Below are 13,009 nucleotides of genomic sequence, written 5' to 3'. Positions count from 1 at the left end.
ATAAAGTTACCACAAAACCACCACTATAAAATTGTGCTTAGGTCGAAGTAGTTTATTTAAGAAACAGCTTCAACTCTTTGTTGAATTGTCTTAATGATTTGTTCTAATGCACTTTGAATTTTAGGTGTCGATTCAAAAGAGCAGTTGATTCTTAAATAATGCTGCTGCGCGGGTAAAACACTAAACAATGGGCTTGGAGCTACCCCAATGTTTTGTTGAATTAACTCTTCATAAATTTGCATACTATCTAAACTATTCGGCAGCTTAACCCAAAGAAAATAACCACTTGGATAGTAGTAAACCTCACAAGATGGTGGCAGATGTTGCTTTAAATAATGATAAAACTGCTTTTTATAACGCTCAAGTGAAAGCCTGAGAGTACGTAAGTGCTTTTCATAGTGATGATGAGACAAAAACTCGACCAAGGCATTTTGAATGAGTGCATTCACTGAAATGGTACTCATGAGCTGTAAATGCTGAATATGATCGGAAAATTTACCAGCATAAACCCAACCCACCCGAAAACCTGCACCTAGAGTTTTAGAAAACGAAGAGCAGTGAAGCACTAGATTTTGCTGATCAAAATACTTCATTGAAAGAGGCTTTTGTCCACCATAAAACAGCTCTTCGTAGACATCATCTTCAATTAAATAAATCTGGTGCTCATGAAGCAATTTGGCAATTTTATATTTAATCTCATCGCTGACTGTAAACCCAATTGGATTATGGCTATTGAGCATGAGCCAACATACTTTAATTGGATAATTGTTAATGACCTGTTCAAAAGCTTCTAGATCAAAACCATGTTGAGGATGTTCAGGAATGGTAATAACTTTTAACCCTAAACGTTCTGCTGCCTGCCAAGCTCCATAAAATACATTTTGCTGTAATAAAATATAGTCGCCAGGCTGAGCAACTGCTTGTAAAGAAAGATTGAGTGCATCCAATCCTCCCGATGTAATGACAATGTCATCTGGGTCGGTTTGAATCCCTTGCATGCAGTAGCGTTGAGCAATAAGTTTTCGTAAAGCTAAATTACCCGGAGGTAGGCTTGTAGTTTGGTCATAACTTTGTTTCTGGCGGGCAAGCTGCCCCATAATCTGAATGAGTTTAGGTGCATATAAAAGCTGACTATCGGGAAAGGCCGAACCAAAAGGGATGACAGACTCATGTTGAATCGATTTAAGATATTTAAAAACTAAAGAGTTAATTTCAATTTTAGAATTGAGTGAAACAACAGAATATTGTTCTAAAGGTTTAAGCGTAATTTGTTCGGCAACGAAGTATCCCGATTTTTCTTTGGAATAGATTAAACCTTGAGATTCAAGCTCTTGGTAAGCATTCATTACCGTCATTAAACTAAAACCAGAGCGTTGCACCTGATCTCTTAAAGAAGGTAACTTCTCGTGTGCATTTAAAGTGCCGCTCTCAATGAGTTGGCGAATGCTATGGGCAAGTTGTTCTGATTTATACATGTATTGGCTGCACGAAATGACAAAATGAAAGATGCACTGAATCAATAATAAATGCCGTTTGTAGAATCTACAAACGGCATTTGCTTATAAAAATAAGTTTACTTTAGGTAAGGGGCTGCATAAATCAATATCACTTTAAACAAACCTGCAATCACAGCTAATGCTAAAAAACCACCTAGCCATAGCAAAATAAACCATTGGGTTTGAGACAGTTTAGAAGATAAATTTTTCATAAAACCCTCCTAACTTTAATGATAGCCTTCATCACCTACACGTACTTTGTCACGGAATACCCAGTAAGACACAATAGTGTAAGCAATAATGATTGGAATCAGAATGAGCGCACCGACTAAAGCAAACAGTTGGCTTGAATGTGGAGCTGCGGCTTGCCAGATGGTGACTGATGGCGGAATAATATAAGGCCACAAACTAATCACAAAACCTGTAAAAGCAAGGAAAACGAGGGCTAGCGTATATATAAATGGTTTAAGGTCATGTTGCTGCTTTTTACACGCCGATAAAATCAGGCCAACAAACAATAAGACCAAAATAGGTACAGGGCTAAAATAGAACAGATTCGGTAAAGAGAACCAGCGATCTGCGATTTCAGGATGAGTTAATGGTGTATATAGACTTACTCCACCAAAAATAATGAGCAATGCAATAATCAGCTTTGGCATAAGCTCATACATACGTTGCTGTAAGCCTTTTTCGGTTTTTAAAATAAGCCATCCACATCCTAAAGTGGCATACATGGCAACTACACCAATACCAGTAAAGAAGGTAAATGGTGTCAACCAATCAAGTGATCCGCCAGAAAAAATACCATTGGTGGTTTTAATGCCTTGAATATAGGCACCCAAGATGATGCCTTGAAGGAAGCTAGTTAACACTGAACCCCAAATAAAAGCTAAGTCCCAAAGATATTTGGTGCGATGAGCTTTAAAGCGGAATTCAAATGCGACTCCACGGAAAATCAGGGCAATCACCATAAAAATAATAGGTAAATACAGTGCCGATAAAACCGTTGAGTAAACTAGTGGAAATGCAGCATATAGACCAGCTCCACCCAGTACCATCCATGTTTCGTTGCCATCCCAGACAGGGGCTACGGTATTCATCATCACGTCACGTTCTTGGCTGTTCTTAATGAAAGGGAACATGATCCCGATTCCTAAGTCAAAGCCATCCATGACGACATAAATCATGACACCTAAACCGATAATACCGACCCATATTAAAGAAAGATCAATCATGACGGTTCTCCCCAGAATTTTGTTTACTGTCAATGTTTTCATCGACAGCACTGAGTGGGCGCATTGGTGTTTTAAAGTGTCCAACACCGCCTGCTTCCATATTTGGCGTATCGATAAATGTAGGGCCTTTATTAATCAATTTTAAGGTGTAGTAGATACCGCTGCCAAAAACGATGGTGTATACCACTACAAAAATAAAGAGGCTGAGGCCGACTTGTTCCGCCGACACAGTATGAGATAAACCATCTTTAGTTCGTAGGATGCCATATACCACCCATGGTTGACGGCCGACTTCAGTAGTCACCCAACCTGCAAGCATGGCGATATAACCAGATGGCCCCATCACTAAAGCAAACTTATGGAACCATGAAGTTTCATAAAGTTTTCCACGCTTACGTAACCAAAGAGCAATTAAAGACAGCGTGACCATAAGTACGCCAAGCCCGACCATCACACGGAAGCTCCAGAAAACGATGGTCGAATTTGGTCGATCTCCAGGGGCGAAATCTTTTAAACCTGTAACTTGACCATCTAAACTGTGAGTTAAAATTAAACTACCTAAATATGGAACACCCACTTCAAAATGGTTTCGTTCTTCTTTCATATCTGGAATTGCAAAGAGTAACAGTGGCATAGGTTCATTGTGATTCGTTTCCCAATGACCTTCCATCGCTGCTAGTTTGGCAGGTTGATGCTCACGGGTATTTAAACCATGGTTATCGCCAATAACCACTTGCAAACATGAAGTCACAAGCACCATCCATAGACCCATCGAGAACGATTTTTTTACCAATTCATCACGACGACCTTTCACTAAGTGCCATGCAGAAGTTCCTACGACTAATAAAGAAGAAACTAAAAAGGCTGCTGCACCCATATGGGCAAAGCGGTAAGGGAAGGATGGGTTAAAGACAATTGCAAACCAGTCTTTTGGCACAATAATGCCATTTTCTATAGCGAAGCCTTGAGGGGTCTGCATCCAGCTATTGGACGATAAAATCCAGAACATGGAAATACAGGTACCTATCGCAACCATAAGTGTGGCAAAGAAATGTGCTCTGGGTCCGACACGTCCCCAACCAAATAACATAATGCCTAAGAAACCAGCTTCTAAAAAGAAGGCACTCAAGACCTCATAGGTAAGTAAAGGACCGGTAATACTTCCTGCAATACGAGAAAACTCACTCCAGTTGGTACCGAACTGATAACTCATGACCACGCCCGAGACTACACCCATACCAAAGGCAACGGCAAAGATTTTGATCCAGTATTTAAACAGATCTTTATAAATCGGGTTTTGGGTTCTTAACCACTTCCACTCTAAAACTGCTAAAAAGCAGGCAAGACCAATGGAGGTGGCTGGAAAAATAATATGAAAGGATACTGTGAACGCAAATTGTATTCGTGCTAATTCTAAAGCGGTTAGACCGAGGCTCATATATATTCCCCCTGTGAACTAGCTGATGATGATTGATTGTGTTAAATACTTATTTTCAGGCAATAAAGTATTCTGACGATTGAACTTACTTCTGTGATAAATATTCTTAGCAAGTAAAATGCCAGAAGGGCGAAGTAATATAATTGCTTGATATTTAAATAGAATAGACCGATTGATTGTTCTCAATCTGTTAACAAAGCTCATGCTTGATGTTGCATTTGTAAAAATACATGTTGCATTGAAACATTGATGAAATATGTGACGATGAACCATAGATCGTTTCATGAAAACTACCTACCTTAAGAAGTTTTCTTAATCATGCACTCACTCATTTTGTATATGTAGATACAGAAATTTTTTATAAAACTATAACAGTCCGAAGTCATTATTATGGGTGCTATAGTTTTTTTTCAATTATCTGTAGCTATATATCCCTTCATCTAAAGTCCAAAATAAAAATGAACAAGATTTATGGCTAACCAAAATCAATCTTCAAAAACAGCATGAATGCGACTTTGGGGTTACATATGAGCACAGGATAAATTTCTTCTTGTCTATTCCCTTGTTGTTTTGTATGAGGTCTGGTTGTTACGTAGGTTATTAAAGACCTTGGTTTAAGTGTAGCTCTTCTAAAATAGCTTGGATGTTAAAAAATGTTTATTACTTCTCAACTCAATATCCTAAATAAAATTATTAAAAATCAGGCTATTCCAGCACCTATAATGGCTCAATTAGAGCAAGCTTATGTTAATCTTGAAGCAACTTTATTAAGAGCAAAAGTCTTAAGAGACTTTTCTAATTCTCAAACTGTTTATTTAATTCAATCACATATTCATCCGCAGCAAAGCAGTTTGGCTTATCTATTTTCACCTTTTGTTTTTGCTAACCTCAATAAGCCTGCTATTTATACAACACCAGCGACAAAGCCCGTTCTTGCTATTCTCAATAAATATTATCAAGCCGAAAAGAAAGTTTTGTTTAAAGTAGATGAAGTTCTAGAGAGTCTAAAAATATATTTAGATTTAGAATTATCCGAGCTGACTGAAGTAGGGTTTATTTATTTAAGCTTAATCAAAGCGCTGTGCCGAAGTGATATCTCCACCATTTTTTTAATTACAAATTTAGATATAGACCTAGAGCATTTAGAAGAGCTTGCGTTGTTTTTAAAAGTCAAAATTTATTGGATTAATCCCCAACAAAATACTGATTTAAACGATCTAAATGATTTAGATATGCGTCAATTATTATTTAAAAATAAAGATGAAACCTATGTGAAATTGTGTGCCCAATTTGCCCAGCTAAATGCGCAGCTTGTAGGCTTATGCGATACTTTCACCGCCTCTCAAATGACCCATTTAATTGATGATATGTTTTATTCAGAACATATTTTTGAGAAATTATCTGTCTATTCAGAATATATGCAAACCTTATTGCAAAGTCAGCATAGTCTTCAAAAGAAAGAAATTGCTTAATGTTGGTAGGCATTTTCTGGCGTTATATGAAGAATGAATACTGTTATAAAAAAATAATCGTTTTCATGTGAAATAAATATTTTATGGTAAAAGCAAAGCAATATTGGTTTTACATAAATGACAAATCTAAATTTTGAGCATCATCTCGGTTCACTAACTCACGCTGCACTTAGTCAGGCCTCAATCATTTCTCGGGTATGGGGTGAAGGGCCTTCTGAACGTTATGATGAATTAGCAAAAAATTTCAGACCGACTTTTGCCCGTATTAAAGAAGGGGCTTTAATCCGTGAGCAACAGCATATTTTGCCGTATGAACAACTTCAGTGGCTCAAAGATATTGGTTTTACAAGATTACGACTTCCTAAAGCACATGGTGGTTTTGAGGCAACTATTCCTGAACTATTTGCATTGTTAATTGAACTTGCAGAGGCAGACTCAAATTTACCGCAAGCGTTGCGTGTGCACTTCGGTTTTACTGAAGATGTGTTGGTCAGCAAAAATAAAGAATTTCAACAGCGCTGGCTCAGCCGAATTGCACAAGGGGAAACGGTTGGTAGTGCTTGGTCTGAAGGTGGGAAAGAGTCAATCGATCAGTTTGATACTCATTTATATCGGGATGCTGACGGAAAAATTCGAGTTAAAGGTCAAAAATACTACACCACAGGTAGCCTATATGCGGACTGGGTTGACGTTGGTGTAACAGATTTAAATGGAGAGTCTGGCTCAGTTGTTGTCCGCCGTGAAGATGAAGGCGTTGAAATTGTAGATGACTGGAATGGCTTTGGTCAGCAACTCACTGCAAGTGGTACGGCATATTTCCATGACGTATTGGTTAATGAAACCGAAATCTTACCTGATGATGATCGTTTTAAATATTCGGCTGCCTATTATCAACTTGTGCAACTGGCAATCATTACTGGTTTAGGGCGTGCTGCGACATATGAGGTTTCACAAGCGGTGGCTAAACGTACCCGAAACTATACTCATGCGAATGCCCAATTTGTAAAACAGGACCCACAAATTTTACAAGTAGTGGGACAAATCCGTGGCGCAGCTTACAGTGCAGGGGCGATTGTTGAAAAAGTTGCACGCAGCTTACAGCGTGCTTACTTGGCAGCGTTTCAAAATAATGAACAGCTTGAAGAAGAGCAAAATGCACTTGCCGAGCTTGAAAGTGCGCAGTCTCAAACAGTTATTACCGATTTAATCTTAAATGCATCTACCATTCTATTTGATGCATTAGGTGCTTCAGCAACAGACAAAGATTTAGGCCTAGATCGATACTGGCGAAATGTACGAACCTTATCTTCACATAATCCAAGAGTGTTTAAAAATCGGATTGTGGGTGATTTTAGTGTGAATGGAACATTACCGCCTTATCAGTGGCGAATTGGTAACGTTGCTAAACAATAATTTTAAATTTTAGATATTAAGCTGCTAGTTTTAGCGGCTTAATATCTTTCTTGTTTTTAAAATAAATTATAAAAATCTATTAGAATAAAATCATATTTTGTTTGGGGTTTATATTATAAAGAATAGATGAAAATTGCTTTAGTATAAAAGTAATTAAAATGTTGGTTGATATTTTATGACTAAGAAGATTAGTTTTAATGCTTTTGAAATGAATTGTATTGCACATCAATCTCCGGGATTATGGCGACATCCTCAAGATCGCTCTGTTGAATATAAAGATTTAGAATATTGGACAGATTTAGCACAAATTTTGGAACGTGGTTTTTTTGACGGTATTTTTATTGCAGATGTATTGGGGATTTATGACGTTTACCATCAGGGTGCTGAACATGCCTTAACAGGCGCAGTACAAGTTCCAGTCAATGATCCTTTGCAGATTGTACCAGCGATGGCGGCAGTCACAAAGCACTTGGGCTTTGGTGTAACGACTTCTATTTCCTTTGAGCATCCTTATCCTTTTGCCAGACGTATTAGTACGTTAGACCACTTAACCAAAGGGCGAGTTGGATGGAATATCGTGACGTCTTATTTGGAAAGTGGTTCGAAAAATTTGGGACTAAAAACTCAGGTCAATCATGACAATCGATATGATATTGCTGATGAATACTTAGAAGTCCTTTACAAACTTTGGGAAGGTTCTTGGGAAGAAGGTTCGGTACTTCGTGATCGTGAAAGCGGGATCTTTGCTGATCATAAAAAAGTGCATCCAATTCAGCATGAAGGTAAATACTTTACTGTACCAGGCATCCATATTTGTGAGCCATCACCACAGCGAACGCCAGTACTTTACCAAGCGGGAGCATCGTCACGCGGGCAGAAGTTTGCCAGCCAAAATGCCGAATGTGTATTCATTGCAGCGCCGTCTAAAATTGCCACTAAAAAAGTCGTGCAAGGCATTCGCCAAAAACTAGCTCAAGAAGGCCGCGACCCGTACTCAGTTAAAATTTATGCACTTTTGTCGATTGTCACTGATGAAACCGATGCAAAAGCTCAGGCTAAGTTTAAAGAATATCAAAGCTATGGAAGCTATGATGGTGCTTTAACATTGCTGTCTGGCTGGTCTGGTGTGGACTTCTCACAATATCAACCGACAGATAAAGTTGAATATATTCAAACCAATGCGATTCAATCTTTATTAGATTCTTATGTAAATGCAGATCCAGATCGTGTTTGGACCATTGAAGAAATTGCAAATTGGAACAGCTTAGGTGGTAATGGACCTGTGTTAGTGGGTTCAGCAGAAACAGTTTCAGATGCTTTACAGCAATGGGTTGAAGATACCGATATCGATGGCTTTAACTTGGCTTACATTTTGGCTCATCAAACCTTTGCCGATGTTGTAGAGTTTATTGTTCCAGAGTTACAAAAACGAGGGGTATATCAAACTTCGTACGCGCAAGGGACATTAAGAGAAAAATTATTTGGTGCAGGTCCTTATTTACCTGAAAATCACCGCGGTGCTAAATATCGCAATCTAAAAGAATTAAAACTTGCTGAGGCGAGTTAATATTTTAAATAGTATTTAAATAAAGGCTGGTTAAATACCAGCTTTTATTTTGTCTTTTATATCGATTTTATTGCTGAGTTAATAATGAAAAAATAATTCTATAATTTAGATTAAAACATCAGATTAATTTGTTTTTGTATTATGTGAATAATCATTATTTTGTTTCTGTTATTAAAATTCAGGAATTATTAAGTGAGCACACAAGAACTCGATCATAACCAGCGTTATGAAATTAAATCTCCCGATGATGTTTCACAATTAATTTCCAAATTTGCAGGGAAGGGTAAGTCGAATAAAGTCATTTGGTTGGCACTGATTGGGGTATTTATTGATGCTTATGATTTAACAACACTCTCATTCGGTATTGAGCAGGTTATATCAGAGTTTTCTTTAAGCCCTGTCATGACGGGTGTGGTTGCTTCGGCAATTGTCTGCGGAACCATTGTTGGTAATTTAATTGGCGGTTGGCTAACGGATAAAATTGGCCGTTATCGGGTATTTATGGCGGACATGGTGCTGTTCGTCATTGCTGCAATTGTCGCAGGCTTTGCACCAAATGTTTGGGTTTTAATTTTAGCCAGATTTATTATGGGAATTAGTGTGGGGATCGATTTACCCGTCGCAATGTCCTACTTATCTGAATTTTCCAAATTTAACGGAAGTAGCAATAAAGCTGCCCGTTTAGCGGCATGGTGCCCAATGTGGTATGCGGCTTCTTCTGTCTGCTTTGGTCTGGTTCTGGCACTTTACTTTCTTTTACCGCCTGAACATAGCAACTGGTTATGGCGAGCATCTTTAATTTTTGGAGCAGTGCCTGCGTTACTCATTATTTTTATTCGCGGTAAATATTTAACCGAGTCACCAATTTGGCTTGCAAACCAAGGCGATTTAAAAGGGGCAGCTAAAGTTCTACAAGAGTCCTATGCAATTAATGCAGTCGCCACAGTCGAAAAAGTAGAAAGAACTGCTGAAAAGAAAAAGCGTGAGGGTTTTGCGGTTTTATTTAATAAAACTTATTTGCCAAGAACGATTGTGGCAATTGTGATTCATATTTCGGTGGCATTTCAGTACACCACCATTGCCTTCTTTTTACCTTCGATTTTGACGCGTTTCTTTCACACAGATGTTTTGACGACCATTACTACAACGCTCGGACTAAATTTATTGTTTGCATTTACGGGTGGGCTATTAGGCGTATTTGTTGCGAGCAGATTTAAATCTCGTCATGTGCTACTTACAGGTTTTTTACTTCAGTTTATTGCCCTCATTGCATTGGCATTGATTGGTGAACCGGGTAATAGCTTTTTACTCTACACCGCCATTGGCATGTTAGGTTTATGGCTCTTTGCGGAAGGTTTTGGACCGGGTGCGCAAATGATGGTCTATCCAACCATGGCTTATCCGGCTTCGATTCGTGGGGTTGGCGTTGGGTTTAACCGTGCAGTAACAGGTGTCGCTCAAGCAATTGCTTTGTTTGTGTTGCCAATTTGGATGGCGGGTTATAAAACGGATGTTTATCTGATTATTTCTATCTTTGCTTTTATTCCTTTAATTGTGATTGGACTACTGATTAAGTTTGAGCCTACCGCTCAAGATGTCGATGTCATCGATGAAGATAAAACAGAACTTCCTCTCAATAATTCACCGGTAATTGATTAGAGTGAAAATAGATATCTATATAAAAACAAAGGCCAACATCTGTTGGCCTTTGTTTTGTGGGTTAGAAATAATAAGCAAAAATCACAAACGCTTTTTTATTCCATTTATCATTGGTTCCACCAGCCGCAAGGCCTTCACTATCTCCTAAGTATGGGTCATGTTTGCCCATTAGCAACTCGGCTTGTACTGTCAATTTTTGATAGTTAAACGCAATGCCGGGTATAAAACGGGTTGAGTCTTTAAAGCCATCTTGTTCTTTTCGATAAGAACTATAGTTTAGATAAGGGCGAACTGAGGTAATCGGGCCAAACTGCTGAGGAAATAAATAGCTCAGTTCGGCTGAATAAATCTGACCTTTAGTTGCCGAGTTAAATGAATAATCGAAACCGCCCAAAGTCAGATGATCTTTATATTCAGTGTCGGCATTATCAATGTCTTGATAACCAGCCAAAAGCTGCAAATTCCATTGGTTATAATTGGTATTGCTAAAAACCGAATAGACTTGGCGATCGCCATCTTGTCCTGAACGTTTGTTTTCAATGGTGGAATACCATGCAGAGGCACCAAGTTGGGTAGAGAAATTTTCTTGGCCTAGAACATTTTTAAAGGTGTGGGCACCGCGAACAACAATCGAGTTCTTTTCTTTGGTATTAGTGCCTTGCGGTACAGAGTCATCCGCATTGACAGGGTTGATACTAAATCGACTCGAGTCTTTGCTTTTACCTCTATAGGTGCCACCATCGGTAGGATAAAAGGCGAGTTGTGCTTCATTGATTCCATCATTGAAATCATATTTTACCCCAAGGTTATGTACGTCTTCCCAACCTGCACTATTGGCAATGCCTAAATAATAAGTATTTCCCCAAAAGCGACCCAAGCCAAAAGGAACAGGGTTTAAGCCAGCAATAATTTTACTGTTGTCATTAATTTTATAACCCAACCACGCATCGGTAAGCCAATTGGCATCACCTAAACGTCCATAATACTCATAGATCCGATAATCTAAACGGCCAATCCATTTGGGTGAGTTGTAGTCTAACCATAATACTGCGTCGTTAAAGGAAAATTTACTCGTAGAGGGTTCAGAGTCAAAATCATAAACATATTTAGCCCGAACAGTACCACTCACTTTAAGTTGGCCTTCTTCAGCATTACCAAAGGTAAGGGCTGCATGACTTGAAAGGCTGAATGTAATTAAAGTCGTTGCGATAAATATTTTTTTGAAAATTGTGGGATGTTTAAACAAGAGATTCTTTCTCCTTTTAAAAATAAAAATTAAATTTGCGTCATGTATAAACCAGAAAAAGATTTGGCCAAATCTTAATATTTGCAGAGGTTTCAAGATAAAAAGATAATAAAATCTGATCGTTATATAAAAGAATGAAAATTAATTAGATGCAAAACTCTGGATGCAAGAAGCAAAAATAAAAATGATGAAATGAGTAGGATAAAATAATTAGAGGGTGTGTGTCAGGTGTTCATCATCATGTATTTTTTGAATATCGTTTTTAATTATTGATATATAAGTATTTTAATTTTACCTCTAACCTGTAAGTTTGTTTGATATTTACTTTTTACCAAAAGATAAAAACTTATAAGGAAAAGTTATTTATAAAAACCTGATAAGCAACTCATATTTTTTTATTTTTCATTATAAGGCCAGCTGCATACCATGAGCTTATATTATTGAAAGATCATGAAATTATGAGCACAAAGACCAAACCGTTGATTATCACGGCAATTGTGGTTGTAGCAATTGTTGCATTTATCGTATGGCAAAATAAGAAAGACAATAATACAAGTGCATCAGTTCGTGACAGCAAACCTGTTGTTATTGCTTATCAAACAGGGGTTGACCCAAGCAAAGTTGCGCAGGCCAATGGAGACTATGAAAAACACAGCCAGCGGACTATCCAATGGAAAAAATTTGATGCGGGTTCAGACGTTGTAAATGCACTCGCTTCAGGTGATGTTGTGCTTGGTAATATCGGATCAAGCCCGCTTGCTGCTGCTGCAAGCCGTGATTTACCGATTGAAGTATTTTTAATTACTTCAAAACTTGGTGCATCTGAAGCATTGGTAGTAAGCAATAAATCGGGCATTAAAACCCCTCAAGATTTAATTGGCAAAACCATTGCTGTACCTTTTGTTTCGACCACGCATTACAGCCTATTGTCTGCGCTTAAACATTGGAACATTCCAGAAGACAAAGTAAAAATTGTTAACTTGCGTCCACCAGAAATTTCAGCTGCTTGGGAACGTGGTGATATTGATGCAGCATATGTGTGGGAACCTGCTTTAAGTAAAGCCAAAGCATCTGGTACGGTTTTAACCGACTCAAAACAAGTGGGTGAATGGGGTGCTCCAACTTATGACTTATGGGTTGTGCGTAAAGATTTTGCAGAGAAAAATCCTGATTTCTTAAAAGCTTTTGTTAAAACTACACTTGAGCAGCTTGAAAAATATAATCAAGATCCAGCCGCTTACGTTAAAGATGCCGATAACGTGCAAAAAATTGCGCAGCTCACAGGTTCTGATGCAAAAGATATCCCGCTTTTATTAAGTGGAAACACCTACCTTGACCACGCTCAGCAGAAACAAACCTTAGATGGCGACTTTGCGCAAAATATTTTTGATACTGCGAAATTCTTAAAAGGTCAGGGTAAAGTCGACCAACTTAAAGCCGATTATAAAGGCAATGTGAACTCTTCATTTTTGCAGCCTTAAGG

General features: G+C 38.2%; 10 protein-coding genes. 5 read left to right on the top strand and 5 right to left on the bottom strand.

From position 1 onward, the window contains the following. Positions 1–56: 56 nt before the first annotated feature. The 4 genes from AC07M3_RS03170 to AC07M3_RS03155 form a co-directional block, all read right to left on the bottom strand. Positions 57–1,475: an aminotransferase-like domain-containing protein gene (locus AC07M3_RS03170; RefSeq protein ID WP_035357515.1), complete on the bottom strand. Its 1,419-nt coding sequence runs from the start codon at positions 1,473–1,475 to the stop codon at positions 57–59. 98 nt (positions 1,476–1,573) lie between these two features. Next, on the bottom strand, positions 1,574–1,708 hold the full coding sequence (locus tag AC07M3_RS03165; RefSeq protein WP_003651253.1) for a hypothetical protein: 135 nt from the start codon (positions 1,706–1,708) through the stop codon (positions 1,574–1,576). A 15-nt stretch (positions 1,709–1,723) separates the two neighbouring features. Further along, a complete protein-coding gene (gene cydB / locus AC07M3_RS03160; protein ID WP_003651254.1) occupies positions 1,724–2,731 on the bottom strand; it encodes a cytochrome d ubiquinol oxidase subunit II in 1,008 nt (335 codons plus the stop codon). Then, a complete protein-coding gene (locus AC07M3_RS03155; RefSeq protein ID WP_494566485.1) occupies positions 2,724–4,169 on the bottom strand; it encodes a cytochrome ubiquinol oxidase subunit I in 1,446 nt (481 codons plus the stop codon). The genes cydB and AC07M3_RS03155 overlap by 8 nt, the downstream gene beginning before the upstream one ends. Positions 4,170–4,822: 653 nt before the next feature. Between AC07M3_RS03155 and AC07M3_RS03150 the strand changes: the two genes are divergently transcribed. From AC07M3_RS03150 to AC07M3_RS03135, 4 genes are all read left to right on the top strand, one after another. Next, positions 4,823–5,641: a hypothetical protein gene (locus AC07M3_RS03150; protein WP_494566484.1), complete on the top strand. Its 819-nt coding sequence runs from the start codon at positions 4,823–4,825 to the stop codon at positions 5,639–5,641. 117 nt (positions 5,642–5,758) lie between these two features. Next, the gene (locus tag AC07M3_RS03145) at positions 5,759–7,054 is read left to right on the top strand and encodes an acyl-CoA dehydrogenase family protein (RefSeq protein WP_494566483.1); all 1,296 of its coding nucleotides are present in this window, start codon (positions 5,759–5,761) and stop codon (positions 7,052–7,054) included. A gap of 175 nt (positions 7,055–7,229) precedes the next feature. After that, positions 7,230–8,621 carry an LLM class flavin-dependent oxidoreductase gene (locus AC07M3_RS03140; RefSeq protein ID WP_494566482.1) on the top strand — a complete coding sequence of 464 codons (1,392 nt, stop codon included), beginning with the start codon at positions 7,230–7,232 and terminating at the stop codon, positions 8,619–8,621. A 192-nt stretch (positions 8,622–8,813) separates the two neighbouring features. Next, positions 8,814–10,280 carry an MFS transporter gene (locus AC07M3_RS03135; protein ID WP_231761337.1) on the top strand — a complete coding sequence of 489 codons (1,467 nt, stop codon included), beginning with the start codon at positions 8,814–8,816 and terminating at the stop codon, positions 10,278–10,280. Between the two features lie 61 nt (positions 10,281–10,341). On the opposite strand, the gene AC07M3_RS03130 is transcribed toward AC07M3_RS03135, so the two are convergent. Continuing rightward, entirely contained in the window at positions 10,342–11,526 is a 1,185-nt protein-coding gene (locus tag AC07M3_RS03130; protein ID WP_494566481.1) for a hypothetical protein, read from the bottom strand. Positions 11,527–11,966: 440 nt separating this feature from the next. Here AC07M3_RS03130 and tauA point away from each other — a divergent pair, with 440 nt between their 5' ends. Continuing rightward, entirely contained in the window at positions 11,967–13,007 is a 1,041-nt protein-coding gene (gene tauA, locus AC07M3_RS03125; RefSeq protein ID WP_494566480.1) for a taurine ABC transporter substrate-binding protein, read from the top strand. Positions 13,008–13,009: the final 2 nt, after the last annotated feature.

This window comes from Acinetobacter sp. GW821-FHT09D10, from assembly GCF_059416285.1.
Note: the sequence above shows the minus strand (reverse complement) of the source record. Positions and strands in the feature narration are given on the sequence as shown.

Coding starts and splice junctions, on each gene's coding strand:
- AC07M3_RS03170 (WP_035357515.1), bottom strand. CDS start 1,475: ATGTATAAATCAGAACAACTTGCCCATAGCATTCGCCAACTCATTGAG.
- AC07M3_RS03165 (WP_003651253.1), bottom strand. CDS start 1,708: ATGAAAAATTTATCTTCTAAACTGTCTCAAACCCAATGGTTTATTTTG.
- cydB (WP_003651254.1), bottom strand. CDS start 2,731: ATGATTGATCTTTCTTTAATATGGGTCGGTATTATCGGTTTAGGTGTC.
- AC07M3_RS03155 (WP_494566485.1), bottom strand. CDS start 4,169: ATGAGCCTCGGTCTAACCGCTTTAGAATTAGCACGAATACAATTTGCG.
- AC07M3_RS03150 (WP_494566484.1), top strand. CDS start 4,823: ATGTTTATTACTTCTCAACTCAATATCCTAAATAAAATTATTAAAAAT.
- AC07M3_RS03145 (WP_494566483.1), top strand. CDS start 5,759: ATGACAAATCTAAATTTTGAGCATCATCTCGGTTCACTAACTCACGCT.
- AC07M3_RS03140 (WP_494566482.1), top strand. CDS start 7,230: ATGACTAAGAAGATTAGTTTTAATGCTTTTGAAATGAATTGTATTGCA.